General features: G+C 60.5%; 16 protein-coding genes and 1 pseudogene. 9 read left to right on the top strand and 8 right to left on the bottom strand.

All coding sequences use genetic code 11. The features are described 5' to 3' along the window. A pseudogene (locus tag DXT59_RS13980) lies at positions 1-285 on the top strand (type III effector HrpK domain-containing protein); the annotation flags it as partial. A gap of 24 nt (positions 286-309) precedes the next feature. Continuing rightward, positions 310-777 carry a GNAT family N-acetyltransferase gene (locus DXT59_RS13975; RefSeq protein WP_116137490.1) on the top strand — a complete coding sequence of 156 codons (468 nt, stop codon included), beginning with the start codon at positions 310-312 and terminating at the stop codon, positions 775-777. A gap of 14 nt (positions 778-791) precedes the next feature. Here the strand turns inward: DXT59_RS13975 and DXT59_RS13970 are convergent, their stop codons facing one another. After that, positions 792-1,697, bottom strand: a complete 906-nt coding sequence (locus tag DXT59_RS13970; RefSeq protein WP_116137489.1) for a LysR family transcriptional regulator — start codon at positions 1,695-1,697, stop codon at positions 792-794. Positions 1,698-1,903: 206 nt separating this feature from the next. On the opposite strand from DXT59_RS13970, the gene DXT59_RS13965 reads away from it, so the two are divergent. Next, entirely contained in the window at positions 1,904-2,959 is a 1,056-nt protein-coding gene (locus tag DXT59_RS13965) for an aldo/keto reductase (RefSeq protein WP_116137488.1), read from the top strand. Between the two features lie 149 nt (positions 2,960-3,108). Then, on the top strand, positions 3,109-3,855 hold the full coding sequence (locus DXT59_RS13960; protein ID WP_116137495.1) for a glucose 1-dehydrogenase: 747 nt from the start codon (positions 3,109-3,111) through the stop codon (positions 3,853-3,855). Between the two features lie 78 nt (positions 3,856-3,933). On the opposite strand, the gene DXT59_RS13955 is transcribed toward DXT59_RS13960, so the two are convergent. The 5 genes from DXT59_RS13955 to DXT59_RS13935 form a co-directional block, all read right to left on the bottom strand. Continuing rightward, positions 3,934-4,359, bottom strand: coding sequence for a cupin domain-containing protein (locus DXT59_RS13955; RefSeq protein ID WP_116137487.1), 426 nt, complete (start codon positions 4,357-4,359; stop codon positions 3,934-3,936). An 81-nt stretch (positions 4,360-4,440) separates the two neighbouring features. Continuing rightward, positions 4,441-5,268 (bottom strand): AraC family transcriptional regulator, encoded by an 828-nt coding sequence (locus DXT59_RS13950; RefSeq protein WP_116137486.1) that lies wholly within the window; start codon positions 5,266-5,268, stop codon positions 4,441-4,443. Positions 5,269-5,391: 123 nt separating this feature from the next. Beyond that, positions 5,392-5,721, bottom strand: coding sequence for a hypothetical protein (locus tag DXT59_RS13945; RefSeq protein ID WP_116137494.1), 330 nt, complete (start codon positions 5,719-5,721; stop codon positions 5,392-5,394). A 210-nt stretch (positions 5,722-5,931) separates the two neighbouring features. Continuing rightward, positions 5,932-6,474, bottom strand: coding sequence for a class I SAM-dependent methyltransferase (locus DXT59_RS13940; RefSeq protein WP_205417427.1), 543 nt, complete (start codon positions 6,472-6,474; stop codon positions 5,932-5,934). Between the two features lie 3 nt (positions 6,475-6,477). Next, complete coding sequence (locus DXT59_RS13935; protein ID WP_116137485.1) at positions 6,478-7,170, bottom strand: SDR family NAD(P)-dependent oxidoreductase; 693 nt, start codon at positions 7,168-7,170, stop codon at positions 6,478-6,480. Between the two features lie 84 nt (positions 7,171-7,254). Between DXT59_RS13935 and DXT59_RS13930 the strand changes: the two genes are divergently transcribed. Next, positions 7,255-7,701 carry a MarR family winged helix-turn-helix transcriptional regulator gene (locus tag DXT59_RS13930; protein WP_420823389.1) on the top strand — a complete coding sequence of 149 codons (447 nt, stop codon included), beginning with the start codon at positions 7,255-7,257 and terminating at the stop codon, positions 7,699-7,701. A gap of 359 nt (positions 7,702-8,060) precedes the next feature. On the opposite strand, the gene DXT59_RS13920 is transcribed toward DXT59_RS13930, so the two are convergent. Beyond that, a complete protein-coding gene (locus DXT59_RS13920; protein ID WP_116137483.1) occupies positions 8,061-9,191 on the bottom strand; it encodes an FAD-dependent oxidoreductase in 1,131 nt (376 codons plus the stop codon). A gap of 83 nt (positions 9,192-9,274) precedes the next feature. Between DXT59_RS13920 and DXT59_RS13915 the strand changes: the two genes are divergently transcribed. Further along, on the top strand, positions 9,275-9,910 hold the full coding sequence (locus DXT59_RS13915) for a TetR/AcrR family transcriptional regulator C-terminal domain-containing protein (protein WP_116137482.1): 636 nt from the start codon (positions 9,275-9,277) through the stop codon (positions 9,908-9,910). Positions 9,911-9,944: 34 nt separating this feature from the next. On the opposite strand, the gene DXT59_RS13910 is transcribed toward DXT59_RS13915, so the two are convergent. After that, positions 9,945-10,772 (bottom strand): SDR family oxidoreductase, encoded by an 828-nt coding sequence (locus DXT59_RS13910; RefSeq protein WP_116137481.1) that lies wholly within the window; start codon positions 10,770-10,772, stop codon positions 9,945-9,947. A gap of 98 nt (positions 10,773-10,870) precedes the next feature. On the opposite strand from DXT59_RS13910, the gene DXT59_RS13905 reads away from it, so the two are divergent. The 3 genes from DXT59_RS13905 (at position 10,871) to acnB (ending at position 15,080) form a co-directional block, all read left to right on the top strand. Then, positions 10,871-11,779, top strand: coding sequence for a LysR family transcriptional regulator (locus tag DXT59_RS13905; RefSeq protein WP_116137480.1), 909 nt, complete (start codon positions 10,871-10,873; stop codon positions 11,777-11,779). 114 nt (positions 11,780-11,893) lie between these two features. Then, a complete protein-coding gene (locus tag DXT59_RS13900; protein ID WP_116137479.1) occupies positions 11,894-12,193 on the top strand; it encodes a hypothetical protein in 300 nt (99 codons plus the stop codon). Positions 12,194-12,494: 301 nt separating this feature from the next. Then, positions 12,495-15,080, top strand: coding sequence for a bifunctional aconitate hydratase 2/2-methylisocitrate dehydratase (gene acnB, locus DXT59_RS13895; protein ID WP_116137478.1), 2,586 nt, complete (start codon positions 12,495-12,497; stop codon positions 15,078-15,080). The last annotated feature ends 16 nt before the right edge of the window (positions 15,081-15,096 follow it).

Below are 15,096 nucleotides of genomic sequence, written 5' to 3'. Positions count from 1 at the left end.
GCCGTGGGCGGAGCCGACGGCGCGGCCGAAGGTGCGGCAGCGGGTGCGGAAGGCGCCGTCGCCGGCGCAGAGGGCGGCGCAGCCGCCGCCGATGGCGTACTGGGCGCGGTGGCCGGCGGCCTCGCGGCAGCAACGCCGATACTGGCGGTTGGCGCCGGCATCGCCGGCATCGCGGGTATCGTGATGGCCATCGTTCAGGCCGTGCAAAAGAAACACCATCAGAACGAATTCGCGTCTAACGTGAACCCGACGCTGCAGCAGTTCGGCATTCCGCTCCCGAAATGACACCTACCGAAGCGAGGTGAAGCGATGCGTCGCGTTCTATTCGACCGGAGCGAAGAAGTGATGGCCTTTGTCGCCCGCATGACGGGGGAAAGCAGGTACGACGACTACTCGACGATCGGACTCGAGAAAGACGGCGAGATCGTGGCGGGGGTCGTCTACCAAGGGCACAACGGACCCAACGTGCTGATGCATTTTGCGCTGAACGGCTCGCGCCATCTGATCACACCGGCCTTCGTGTGCGCCGCATTCATGTATCCGTTCCAGGTGCTCGGCTGCCATCGGGTAACCGGGCTCGTGCGGACAGACAATATCGGCGCTCAGTTGCTCGACGAGAATCTCGGATTTGTCCGCGAAGGCGTCATGCGGGAAGGCGCCGGCGATCGAACCGATTTCATCGTGTACGGCATGTTGAAGCACGAGTGCCGGTTCCTGAGCCGGCGCTATTCCGCAGCGCTTGGAAGGGAGTTCGAGCGCAGCGCAATCGCGACTTGAACCTGTCGATGAATTCAATCGAAATAAGGCTCCAACACGTTCTCGATCCAATTCATAAACGCCCGAACCCGTTGCGAAAGATTTCGCCGATGCGCCACGACGAGCCACGCGTCCAACGGCTTGGGCCTCAGATCCGGAAGAACCTCGACCAGCGCGCCGGATCGAATGTATTGCGCGAGCCCCGGATACCCCGCTTGGATCAAGCCGATGCCCGCAAGCCCAGCCGCGTGATACGCCTGCACGTTATTGACGTGCATCAGGCCGGGCAACGGAAGTGACGCATAGCCATCGCCGTGCGGATATTCCCAACCGGCAAGCTTGCTGCCGAATGTGCGCGTGTAGTGCACCATTTGATGCCCTTGAATGCGCAAATCGTCCAGCGTATGCGGCACACCATACCGTTTCAGATACCCGGGGCTCGCCGCATTGACCATGCGCAGCTTGCCGAGTGGCCGAGCAACCAGCGTCTCGTCGACGATCGGACCCAATCGAATCACACAATCGAACCCCTCCTGAACGAGATCGACGCGCCGATCGGTGCTGGAAAGCTCCAACTCCAATTCAGGATGCGCCGCAAACCATTGCGGCAGCGCGGGCACCACGACATTGCGAGCCAATTCGGTCGACATGTCCACGCGCAGTTTTCCCCGCAGCGGCGCGCCGCTATCCGCGAACATCGACTGCAATTCCTCGACTTCCGCCAGCAGGTCGCGCGCGCGTGCATAAAAGGCTCGGCCATCCTCAGTCAGTTGCACGCTCCGCGTGGTCCGGTGAAAGAGCGTCGCTCCGACATCGCGTTCAAGGGTGCGAACCACCGTGGAAACACGCCCCTTCTGGATGCCCAAACTCTCGGCAGCCCGCGTGAAGCTCGTCATTTCGGCAACTCGGGCAAAGATCAACAGCGCATCAAGATTCTGCATTGTTCACCGGAAGAGGAACGGTACGTTCAATTGGGCCTCATTTATAACTCAGTCGCGGCTCAATAGACTAGTTTTCCGCGTCCTCCATCAGGGGGAAGTTAAACGAAAGGGAACAGTCACGACAGCAGGCCAACTGAATCCGGCCGCGCGGGAAGTCGCGAACGGCGCCTCAGCGCTTATCCCCCAAGATCACGTAGGGAGTCGCCATGAAATACAAACAGCTCGGCCGCACCGGTCTATATGTCTCCGAACTATGCTTAGGCACGATGACGCTAGGCGGCAACGCCGACGCCGGCATGTGGCGCGCCATCGGCTCGGTCGGTCAGGAGGAAGCGAATCAATTGATCGCCCGCGCGCTGGCCGAGGGCGTCAATTTTATCGACACGGCCGATATCTATTCCTTCGGTCAATCAGAACGCTTAGTCGGGCAAGCGCTCAAGGACCTCGGCGTGCCGCGCAGCGACATCGTCCTTGCGACGAAGACAGCGGGTGCAATGGGCCCCAAACCCAACGACCAGGGCGCGTCACGCGGGCATATCATGGATTCGGTACAGAGAAGCCTGGAACGGCTCCAAGTCGATCACATCGATCTCTATCAGATCCATGCCAACGACTCCGTCACGCCCGTCGAAGAGACGCTGCGCGCCCTCGACGATCTCACGCGGCAGGGCCTCGTCCGTTATGTCGGCGTATCGAATTGGCGCGCGGGCAAGATCGGTAAAGCACTGGGCCTGAGCGCGGCGCTTCATGCCACGCGCTTCGAGACGCTTCAAGCCTACTATTCCATCGCCGGGCGAGATGTCGAGCGCGAACTGGTACCGCTCGTGACCGAAGACCAAATGGGGCTGCTCGTTTGGTCGCCTCTCGCAGGCGGTTTGCTCTCCGGAAAGTTTGGCCCCGGCGCATCGACCGAAGAAGGTTCTCGGCGAACGCATTTCGACTTTCCGCCGGTAGATTTGGAACGGGCGTGGCCGTGCGTGGCTGAAATGCGGACCATCGCTGACGCCCGCGGTGTTTCCGTCGCCCGGATCGCGCTTGCGTGGCTGCTCGCCAAACCTCATGTCACGAGCGTCATTATCGGTGCCAAACGAGTCGAACAACTCGAGGACAACCTGCGCGCAGCCGATATCCTCTTGACCGGCGAAGAGCTTTCGCGCCTCGATACCGTGAGTGCCCTGCCCCCTTCCTATCCGGGCTGGATGGTCGATCGTCAAGAGGCAAACCGGCGCCCTCCACCGTTTAAGCCCGTCATATCCGCTTGAAAGGATTGTTCGTCAAACCCCTCAAGTTAATTCGTCTCGAGCCGCTTTTTCCATCCACCGCGACTGTCTACATTCAGTCTAACGCGGACCGGCTAGCCTAAGCGCAGCCGGTTCCTTTCAATCTGATCGATTCGATGGGAGAAATGGATATGGGTAAGCTCGCAGGCAAAGTGGCCGTTGTCACCGGTGCGTCGAAGGGGATTGGCGCAGGTATCGCCAAGGCGCTGGCGCGCGAAGGCGCGTCGGTGGTCGTCAATTATGCAAGCAGCAAGGCGGGAGCCGATGCCGTCGTCGCCGAAATCACGTCGGCCAACGGTAAAGCGATCGCGGTTGGCGGCGATGTGTCCAAAGCCGCGGATGCGCAAGGCATCATCGACGCAGCCATCGAAAGCTACGGGCGTCTCGATATTCTCGTCAACAATTCTGGCGTCTATGAATTAGCGCCGATTGAAGAATTCACTGAAGAACAATTCCACCGGCAGTTCAACACGAACGTACTCGGGGTGTTGCTCACGACGCGGGCCGCGCTGAAGCATTTTGGCGAGGGTGCGAGCGTGATCAACGTCAGTTCAGTGGTAACTACGATCACTCCGCCGGGATCCGCGGTCTATTCGGGTACGAAAGGCGCCGTCGATGCCATCACAGGTGTCCTAGCACGCGAGTTGGGGCCGAAGAAGATCCGCGTCAATGCGATCAATCCGGGCATTGTGATCACGGAAGGCACGCATGCGGCCGGCATCGCCGGATCGGACTTCGAAACGATGGCGGTCAGCCAAACGCCGCTCGGACGCGTGGGTCAGCCTGACGATATCGCTTCGATTGCCGTATTTCTCGCATCCGACGACTCAGGTTGGCTCACGGGCGAACGGATCGTTGCCAGTGGCGGGATGCGCTAAGCAAACTCATAGGCAACGCCTGTCTTTTCTGACGAGACAGGCGTTTTCTCTATCGCTTAGGCACTCGTCATCTCAACGTCAAATCCATTGATCGTTGGCGACGGTGCGTTCGCTCGTTGCGCCGTCCCCCGTATTCACCACACCACGGGGCTCGATGAGCAGCAGTTTGACCTCGCCCTGCGCCCAAGGTTTATGTTCGACGCCTTTCGGGACAACGGCCATCTGACCCGCACGCAGCACGATCGATCCGTCGCCTTGAGGGCTGCCCCGAAAGTCGATCCGCAGTTCGCCGTCCAGCACGATAAACGTTTCATCCGTATCGCTATGCTGGTGCCACACAAACTCACCGAGCAGCTTAGCGACTTTGAACTGGTAATCGTTCATTTCCGCGATCACGCGCTGCTGCCAGTGGCCGTCGATCAAGCTGACCTTACCCAGCAAATCGATGGCTTCGCATTTGCCACGCGCGGCAGGCGAGGCTTGGGAATGTGTTGATGCCGACATCGTTCTCTCCGTACAGGTAGGATGTACTGACGAGAATACGCAGCCGCCCTAGCACCGTATTGAACGATCGTGGGAAAACGTTTAGCGGCCTCGTACAGCATTTACGACTTGCAGCCAGTGCCCCGGCGTCTGTCCGAACGTCTTCAAAAAATGACGCGTCATGTGGCTCTGATCGGCGAATCCCGCATCGGCCGCCGCGCTCGAAAGCGACATGCCGGCAAGCATCAAGCGGCGTACCGCGTCGAGGCGGCGCATCGTCAGATAGCGGTATGGGCTGGTGCCATAGTAAGTACGGAAATCGTGGGACAAACTCCAGCGGTCTCGACCTGTTGCGATTTCCAATTCATCGAGCGTGACTGTGCGCGTGAAATTCGCGTAGAGATAGTCTCGTGCGCGACGTGCCGCGAGGTAATCGCCGTTGCCTCGCGAACGAGGTGTCCCCGCGACCGCGGCCAACGCGTGCGCGAGTTCGGACAGCGCGTCGCTTTGCTCCAGCGGCTCAATCGTTTGCCCGATTCGTTGCAGTAGCGCTTCCGTCGCCGCTGCGATTCGCGGATCGTTCGTCACGCCGCCTTCGATGAACGGCAACGCACGACCGCCGAGTGCGTCTTGAAAGAGCACCGGCTCCACGTAGATCATGCGATAGCGGAAACCTTCTTGCGTACCGGCTTGCCCGTCGTGCGCTTCGTCGGGATGAAGCACCATCGTATTTCCCGGGAGGCTGTCGCGCCGGCTACGGCGATAGTTGAAGCTTTGCACTCCCGCCAGGGTACGGCCGATCGCATACGTGTCGTGCCGATGCATCGCATACGCGTTGCCTTGAAACCAAGCCTCGATGCGCTCGATGCCGTCCGCGGTCTTGGCGTGTGTGATCCAATCTTGGCGCACGGGGACGGGCTTTCGAGGCATGGTAGGTCGCGGGAGGTAGGGAAATGGATCCGGAGCGAGATGTTGAATTGCGCTCGCTCAAGGATGCCACAGTCACGCCATTCGCGCAGTCCGCGTTCGAGCCCGCCAATCGAGAACCGATGATCAGGGATGGCTTGGCGCCCGCCCGCCGTTGAAGCGGCCGAAATGGCGTGCCGAAAAAAGTGAAATAAGAAGTGCACCCACGCCGACCGCAACGATGTCCGCGGTACTCCTCAATTGGAAATCACCGACACGGCAAACCAACAGATAACCGATAGCCAGATTGAAGAATCCCCACAGCACGTTGACGCTCGAAGAAGATAGCCCCTCTCCGGGCGGTTTCGCGAAGGGGCTCTGAAACGGCCGTCCCATCACGCCGCTTACGACATGCGGCACAGCGTTCGCCAAAAAGAAGCCGCCCAAGAAATATGCAAGCAGTGAAAGCCACGGCATCGAACGCTCCTTGTTGAACGGAAACCGGGCCCGCTTGGCTGAACCCTCGGTTCTCATGGCGACACTATATTTAACGAAAGTCAAACTTGCAAGTTTACCTTTCATATACGCTCAACTCGGACGTGCCTAAAGGATGTCGTCTAGCGTGCGCGCGCTTGAATCAAGCGAAGCCCCCAACCTGTTTGAAGCCGGCCGTCACGGTCCAGCATGCTAGAGGTTTCCGCAATGAGCGCATCTCTTAGCTTGCGGCGCGCAGGGGTGCAGCGGGCCTAATAAAAAGGTGCGCCCGACGATTCCGGCAAGCTTCCCGCCAGAAACGAGAACGCGATGTATCTCCGAAAGCACGCTCTCAATGTCGTCCATGAGCATCAAGGCCATGTGCGATACGACAACATCGATCGACTCGCTGGCCAGTGACATCTGTTGCGCACGCTCTCTTAGCAACAGCACGTGACTCGGCAGCGTGCGTCTAGCGACGTTCAGTTCGCCATCACTGAGATCTACTCCGATGAGCGTTGATGAATTCGACGCCTTATCGAGAAGACCGAGAAGATGTCCATCGCCACAACCGACGTCGAGCACCGTGCTCGGGAGTGGCAAGTCACGCACGACAGCGGCCAGCACCTCATAGGAGGATTTGTAAGTACGCGACTTCGTCGTGGCCGGTAGCGCGGAAAACGCCGCGCTGGTCGCGCCTGGCCGGCGCGCATGAAAATCTTGTAGATATCGTTCGGCTGGCGAGAAGAGATCCATCGTTCAAAAGCTCTCCACCCAAGGCCGCACTTCGATTTCCCACGACCAGGCGCTGCGATGCTGACGCAAAAGATCGAGATAGGTTTGCGCGATAGCGTCCGGATCGAGCGTGCGGTCCGACGCGTCCGCTTGGCCGTTCGCTCGCACGCCGCCGTCCACGATTACATGGGCGACATGGATGCCTTGGGGCGCCAGTTCGCGCGCGGCACTTTGGGCCAATCCCCGTAGCGCGAACTTACCCATCGCAAACGGCGCGGATCGAGCAAACCCCTTGACGCCCGCGGTCGCGCCGGTCAATAGGATCGCACCTTTTCCCACGGGGACCATGCGCTTCGCGGCTTGCTGTACCGCGTGAAATGCGCCCATTGCGGTCACGGCCAGCGCCTGTTCGACTTGTTCCGCGTCGAGGTCGGCGATAGGGCCGCGGACGATCCTGCTGGCGTTGTAAATGACAATCTCGGGGACGCCGATTCGCGCCTGCGTCTCCTGGAAAAGCCGCTCGACTTGGCTTGCATCCGAGGCATCGGCTTGCAACGCGACGGCATCGGTCTGGCTCACCAGCGGTGCCAGCTTGTCCACGTTACGTGAGGCGATGACAACGGGAAGGCCGGCGGAACGCAGCGCGCGAGTGAGCGCGCCGCTAATCCCAAAACCAGCGCCGATGATTAGGGCATTACCGTAAGGAATATCGTTCATGGCTTCCGTGATAATCGAACGCGGGGGATGAGGTCTGAGCATGATTCCACAGTGCGCCACAGCCGTAGTGGAATTTTAGTTGTCTTGCTAACCGTTTTGCGCTTTAATGACGTCATGTTCGATCACTGCCTTTACTTCAACTCCTCGGCGCTTGCACGTCTTGCCGAGCGCGAATGGTCTGCTGCGTACGCGCCCTTCGGGCTAACGCCGGCGCAGGGATTCGTGCTGCGCGTGGTGCTTGCCTCGCCGGGGTGCCTTAGCAGCCAAATCGCGGACGTACTGGGGATTGCGCGCCCCACCGCTACCCGGTTGATCGATAACCTCTGCCAGAAGCAGTTGGTCGAACGTCGTCAGGCTGAATCCGATGGCAGAGAATGGGGCGTTTACCCTACTCGCGCAGGGAAGGCGCTTGACCGGCCTATCAACGACGCGAGTGCGCAGATCGCGAAAACGCTGCGCGAAAAAGTTGGCACGGATTTGTTTCAATCGGCTGTCTCCAGCATGCACGGCATCAGGAAGGCACTTTCCTAAGCGCCGGTTTTTCGCCTCAAATGATTGTCTTGCTAACCAAACGGAGCAACGAAATGAAAAATGGATCGACGCAAGCAACGGCCCCGCTGCAATCTTCGCGGCGGCAATCTTGGAAACCGGTCGAAGCAATGCGATGGATGGTGGCCGCCTGCGTGACGCTTGTAGCAACGGCAGCGTTCGTGGCGGCTATCATTTATGCGCCTTCGAGCATTCGCACAAATAACACCGAATGCCTGCGGCAAATCGCAAACGACGAGCACACGAGTCTCGAAGCCTTCTTTCTAAATCCTGCCGAACAAGACGCGTTCGTACAGGCCGTTACGGCCTGTACCCGCTGAACGGCACCCGGCGGACGAACGTCAACGCCCATCCAGATTGTCAATTACCGCCTGCGCGCCGGCTTCGCTATACATCTCGTCAAACGCCGCGTTGCAGTGCACGGAAATGCGCTCGGCGCGATCGAGCATCACCTTCTCATACTCGCGAACGGCTTGCCGCCAATCGACGCTGCCTATTAGTGCTTCCGCAAGTTCGGCGGCATCGAGCATCGCTAGATTGACACCTACTCCGAGCGGCGGCATGACATGAGCGGCATCGCCAACCAACGTCAAACCATCGCGTTGCGGCCAACGAAGCCCCGGGGGCAAGCTAACGACAGGCCGCACAGCCACGATTGCATCGGCATCCGTTATCAGAGAGACAAGTGACGGCGCCCACCCGGCGAAGCGCGCACGCAGTGTGTCTTTCGTGACGTTGCTCAACGATACGGTTGGCCACCCCCCTTCTCCAGGCGTCGTGCGAAACGCGGCATAGACCCGAATCGTCTCGTTGCCGTTGCGCTGCGCGATGATCCCCGCGCCATCGTGCAAGGAAATCATCATCCCATGCCCGACGAGTGCCGAATGGTCGGGATGCAGACGGTCCACGTCGCTCAGCCATAGCTCGGCGAATGCAACGCCGGTATCGTTCGGGCGCACATCCGTGAGAGCAGCGCGAACCTTCGAGTAAGCACCGTCCGCACCGATCACGAGGTCGAACGGCCCCATCACTCCCGTCGCGCTGTGAAGCATGTATCGCCCGTCCGGCTGCGCCTGCACTTTATTGATCGGCGCATTCCATCGAACGCTGCCTTCAGGAAGCAGTTCAAGCAACAGCGTTCTGAGCAGCAACCGATCGATCTCCGGACGATCGCCCTTTCCGGGCTCCGGAATGATTTCGCGAATGAGATGGGCGGTGCGGTAATCGTAGACGCGCTGCTCCTGATCTTCATGGCGAGCGACGGCAAAAAATGCGTCCAGCAACCCGGCTTTTTCGAGCGCAAGCTGCCCCTCTTGCGGATGGAGATCGAGCGAGCCTCCCTGATCGCGCGCGCCGATCGACTGCTCCACTTCGAAGACCTCAAAGCGCCAACCTGAACGATCGAGCACGTTCGCCGCGGTCAAGCCCGCGGGACCGGCGCCGACGATCGCGATCGAGGGGCGTTCAATCATGGTTGTCAATCCTTGTTCTGGTGAGGTTGCGCTAAAATCTATCACTGATAAGTTTAAATCTATCACTGATAGAGAGTCAACGCATGGCAAAGATTCGACGCGAGGAAGTGGTGAGCGCCGCCCTCGAATTGCTGGATGAAGTGGGATTGGACGGTCTATCGACTAGGCGGCTGGCGCAGAAGCTCGGCGTCGAGTCCGCATCGCTCTATTGGCATTTCCGCGACAAGGCCACGCTGCTCGGCGAAATGGCTTCGTTGGTGCTGGCCCGGCATCACACTTTTCGGATGCCCGAAGAGAGCACGGATTGGCGCGCGTGGTTCGCGGATTTGGCGCGCAGCTTCCGTCGTGCGCTCCTGGCGTATCGCGACGGCGCTTTGCTGCACGCCGGCACGACGCCGAATCAAGAGGAAATCGCAGCGATGCAACCCATGGTTCAGTCGCTCGTGCGAGCGGGCTTCAGCGAAGCCGATGCTCATATGGCGCTCTTGAACGTGAGCCAATACGTCGTTGGCTGCGTATTGGAACAGCAGGCGCGGCCCACGCGCACGGTTTCGCCCCCCGAGCGACAGGCACCGACCGAACGTGGACCCAACGATAGGGATTCGAGCTCTGAATTCGTATTGACCCCGATCGATCCCGACGACGCTTTCGAGTTCGGCCTAGATCTATTCGTCAGCGGTCTAGCGGATCGATTGACGATCGACCCTAAGCGAGATTGAACGGCACGCTCCGCGTTGCGCCGAGCGGCAGCGGCTAGGCACGCGACATCACCGATAACGCAATGTCCCTTTGCGGCTCGAGTTCCTCGAGCTGCCTAACGAGCGATGCGCGAATCGATTCATATGCCGACCGGCCCAGCGCCAGACGCAGCGGCGGGGCCGCGCTATCGATCGTTGCGATGACCGCATCGACTGTCTTTCCCGCATCGGCAAATTCGAAGTAGCCCGCATCGAGCGCCCGACGGATTTCACCGACGCTCGTCTCCTCGTACACCGGCAGCGGTTCGGCGCGATCGAGGCCCGCGCCGAAGTTCGTCCGCGTCGCACCGGGTTCCACTATCAAGAAGTCGATGCCGAACCCTCGGACCTCTTTTGCAACCGCCTCGATAAAGCCCTCGATGCCCCATTTGGTGGCGTGATAGACGCTAAAGGCAGGGTATCCGATACGCCCACCCTCCGATGACGTTTGCACGATTCGCCCGCCGCCCTGCTCCCTTAAGCGCGGTAAAACCGCGCGAATGAGTTGGATCGAACCGGTTAGATTCGTCGCGATCTGCCGATCGATCTGTTCGTCGCGCAATTCCTCCGCGGCTCCAAACAATCCATATCCCGCGTTGCTAACCACAACGTCGATACGCTCGCGCGACGCGAACGCCTGCTCGGCCGCGGCCCGAATCGTCCCCACGCGCGTCAAGTCGCATTCGACGACATGCAGACGATCGCCGTATTGCTCGAGCAAATCGTCGAGCGCACCGCGCTTGCGCAACGTCGCGACGACGTCGTCGCCGCGCGCTAGCACTCGCTCCGCCATCCCGCGTCCCAAACCGCTCGATGCGCCCGTTATCAACCAATGCTTCGCCACGTTCGTGCTCCTCGAAAGATTGAGTATTCATCGTAGAGCGCTATGATTCGTGGCAGAAGTACCCCTAATCGGTATCTCTTGTTGAGGGAAATTCACCAATGGGCCAACCGACGCTCGACGATTTGCGCGCCTTCGCGATGGTCGCCGCGCGGCGCAGCTTCGTTAAAGCCGCGGGCGAACTGGGCCTATCTCGCTCGGCGCTGAGCCACGCGATGCGTGGACTCGAAGACGATCTGGCCGTGCGCCTATTGCATCGAACCACGCGCAGCGTATCGCTGACTGAAGCCGGTGAACGGCTATTGGCGCGACTGCGTCCGGTGCTCACCGAGCTCGATCATGTGCTGGACGACATCGCGCGCGACGACAAAGCCGTGCGCGGAACGCTACGGATCAACGGTAACGACGGCGCAATTCGCGCGCTGTTGCAAAGTGTCGTGCCGCGCTTTCTAGCGAAGTACCCGCAAATGGAGCTCGATCTCGTCTCGGAGGGGCGGTTCATCGATATCGTCGCCGAAGGTTTCGACGCGGGCGTGCGGCTCGGCGAAGCCGTCCACAAAGACATGATCGCGGTGCGTGTCAGCGAAGACCTACGGTTTCTTACCGTCGCATCGCCGCGCTATTTGCGTCAACATGGCAAACCGAACTCGCCGGAGGAGTTGCATTCGCATCGTTGCATCCGGCAACGATTGCCCGGGGGAAAGCGCTATCGCTGGGAATTCGCCCGCCACGGGCAAGCGTTCACGATCGATCCTCCCGGCGCGCTCACGCTCGATAACAATACGTTGATGACGGAAGCCGCGATCGACGGGCTCGGCATCGCTTACGTGCCCGAGCCTTATGCACGCGATGCGCTCGCGAAAAAGCGACTGGTCGCCTTGTTAGTCGATTGGTGCCCGGTCATTCCCGGGCTCTTTCTCTATTTCCCCGGCAATCGGCACATTCCCGCGGGACTACGCGCGTTCGTCGAGTTACTGCGAGAAGAAACGAATGACACTCGACTGAAATGAAGCCGACGTTCAGATCCTTAGCCTTCGAGAAACGAAATTCACCATTGCCAACATCGCGATTAATGGCCGGCCTTCCCTTTCCTAGAATTGATAAGTTAAACCAGGAGGACGATCATGAACAAGACAATCGGCATACTTATCGCAGCAGTCGCGGCACTGGCGTCGTCGGGCGGCGCTTTCGCACAAGCCAATAACACGCTCGCCACCCCTAGCGTCAAATCGCCGGCAGCGGCAGATACGTCGAGCGGCTACGGCACGCCCGGCTCTCCCGTTTCCGATAGCGGCGCAGGCTGGCAAAATTCCGGGCAACAGAACGGCGCGAACATGAATACAAATTCGACGGTCGCGACGCCCGCGTATGGAGCAAACAATACGCTCGCCACGCCAAGCACCAAGTCGCCGGTGGGTCAGTAATAGAATCGGCCCGCTCAGGGCCCCGCTTGAGGCCGGCGCAGTCGCGCTAGGTCCTCTCCCCGCAATCCACGTCGCGATGACAGAACCGCTGCCTTCCTCGGGCAGCGGTTTTTTTTGCGCCCGGATCTGCGTTCCGCCCGTGATCCTATCGTTCCGCCGGCGGAGTCTTATATAAGATATAAGATATTTGACGATCCTCGCCATCGCGCATAGAATCGCGTACGGAGCAGCGTCCCGGGCGTACAACGCCCTCGGATCGCCTGACAAACCGCCCCTGAAACGCCATACCAGCAGGTCCCCCATGCTTGAAAACTTTCGTGCACACGTGGCCGCACGCGCCGCGCTCGGTATCCCTCCCCTGCCGCTCACGGCTCAACAGACCGCCGAGCTGATGGAACTGCTGACGAATCCGCCCGCCGGCGAAGAGCAGGCGCTGCTCGATCTGATCACGCACCGCGTCCCCGCGGGCGTGGACGAAGCAGCCCGCGTGAAGGCCGGGTTCCTGGCCGCTGTCGCCAAGGGTGAGACCGCCTGCCCGCTGATTTCGCGCGCACGCGCCACCGAACTGCTCGGCACGATGCTGGGCGGCTATAACATTCAGCCGCTGATCGAGTTGCTGTCCGACGCTGAAGTGGGTGCCGTGGCCGCCGACGCGCTGAAGAAAACCCTGTTGATGTTCGACCAGTTCCACGACGTCAAGGAACTGGCCGACAAGGGCAACGCCAACGCGCGCGCCGTCATGCAAAGCTGGGCCGACGCCGAATGGTTCACGAGCCGCCCCGAAGTGCCGCAAAGCCTGACGATCACCGTTTTCAAGGTGCCGGGCGAGACGAACACCGACGATCTCTCCCCGGCCCCGGATGCCACCACGCGCCCCGACATCCCGCTGCACGCACTGGCGATGCTCAAGAACGCCCGTCCCGGCATTACGCCGGAAGAAGACGGCAAGCGTGGTCCGGTCAAATTCATCGAATCGCTGAAGGAAAAGGGCCACCTCGTCGCCTACGTAGGCGACGTCGTGGGCACGGGGTCGTCGCGTAAGTCGGCCACGAACTCGGTGCTGTGGTTCACGGGCGAGGACATCCCGTACGTGCCGAACAAGCGCTTCGGCGGCGTGTGCCTCGGCGGCAAGATCGCCCCGATCTTCTACAACACGATGGAAGACGCCGGCGCCCTGCCGATCGAACTCGACGTCTCGAAGATGGAAATGGGCGACGTCGTCGAACTGCGTCCGTATGAAGGCAAGGCACTGAAGAACGGCGAAGTGATCGCGCAATTCCAGGTCAAGTCGGAAGTCCTGTTCGATGAAGTGCGCGCCGGCGGCCGCATTCCTCTGATCATCGGCCGCGGCTTGACAGCCAAGGCGCGCGAAGCGCTGGGTCTTGCACCGTCCACGTTGTTCCGTCTGCCGCAGCAACCGGTCAATACCAACAAGGGATTCTCGCTCGCCCAGAAGATGGTCGGCCGCGCTTGCGGTCTGCCGGAAGGCCAAGGCGTGCGTCCGGGCACGTACTGCGAACCGAAGATGACGTCGGTCGGCTCGCAAGACACCACGGGCCCGATGACCCGCGACGAACTGAAAGACCTGGCGTGCCTCGGCTTCTCGGCCGACCTGGTCATGCAATCGTTCTGCCACACGGCTGCCTATCCGAAGCCGGTGGACGTGAAAACGCACCAAACGCTGCCGAACTTCATCAGCACGCGCGGCGGTATCGCGCTGCGCCCGGGCGACGGAGTCATCCACTCGTGGCTGAACCGCATGCTGCTGCCCGACACGGTCGGCACGGGCGGCGATTCGCACACGCGCTTCCCGATCGGCATCAGCTTCCCTGCAGGCTCGGGCTTGGTCGCCTTCGCGGCCGCCACGGGCACGATGCCGCTCGACATGCCGGAATCGGTGCTGGTGCGCTTCAAGGGCAAGATGCAACCGGGCGTCACGCTGCGCGACCTCGTCAACGCGATCCCCTTGTACGCCATCAAACAAGGGATGCTGACCGTTGCGAAGCAAGGCAAGAAGAACATCTTCTCCGGCCGCATCCTCGAAATCGAAGGTCTGCCCGATCTGAAGGTCGAGCAGGCATTCGAATTGTCGGACGCTTCCGCCGAGCGCTCGGCCGCCGGTTGCACGGTTCATCTGAACAAAGAGCCGATCATCGAATACCTGAACAGCAACGTCACGCTGCTCAAGTGGATGATCGCGCAGGGCTATCAAGACCCGCGCAGCCTGCAACGCCGCATCGCCGCGATGGAGCAATGGCTGGCCGATCCGCAATTGCTGTCGCCGGATGCCGACGCCGAATACGCCGCCGTGATCGAAATCGATCTGGCCGATATCCACGAGCCGATCGTGGCTTGCCCGAACGATCCGGACGACGTCAAGACGCTGTCCGAAGTTGCCGGGGCCAAGATCGACGAAGTGTTCATCGGCTCGTGCATGACGAACATCGGCCACTTCCGTGCGGCGTCGAAGCTGCTCGAAGGCAAGCGCGACATCCCGGTCAAGCTCTGGGTGGCACCGCCGACGAAGATGGACCAAAAGCAGTTGACCGAGGAAGGCCACTACGGTGTGTTCGGCACCGCCGGCGCGCGGACCGAAATGCCGGGCTGCTCGCTGTGCATGGGCAACCAGGCACAGGTGCGTGAAGGCGCAACGGTCATGTCGACGTCGACGCGTAACTTCCCGAATCGTCTCGGCAAGAACACGAACGTGTATCTCGGGTCGGCAGAACTGGCCGCGATCTGCTCGCGCTTGGGCAAGATCCCGACCAAGGAAGAGTACATGGCCGACATGGGCGTGCTGACCGCCAACGGCGACAAGATCTACAAGTACATGAACTTCGATCAGATCGAAGACTTCAAGGAAGTCGCCGACACCGTGCAGGCGTAAAGCACGCCATGGCGCT

Origin of the sequence: Trinickia diaoshuihuensis, from assembly GCF_003390925.1 — a bacterium.
Lineage (GTDB): Bacteria > Pseudomonadota > Gammaproteobacteria > Burkholderiales > Burkholderiaceae > Trinickia > Trinickia diaoshuihuensis.
Note: the sequence above shows the minus strand (reverse complement) of the source record. Positions and strands in the feature narration are given on the sequence as shown.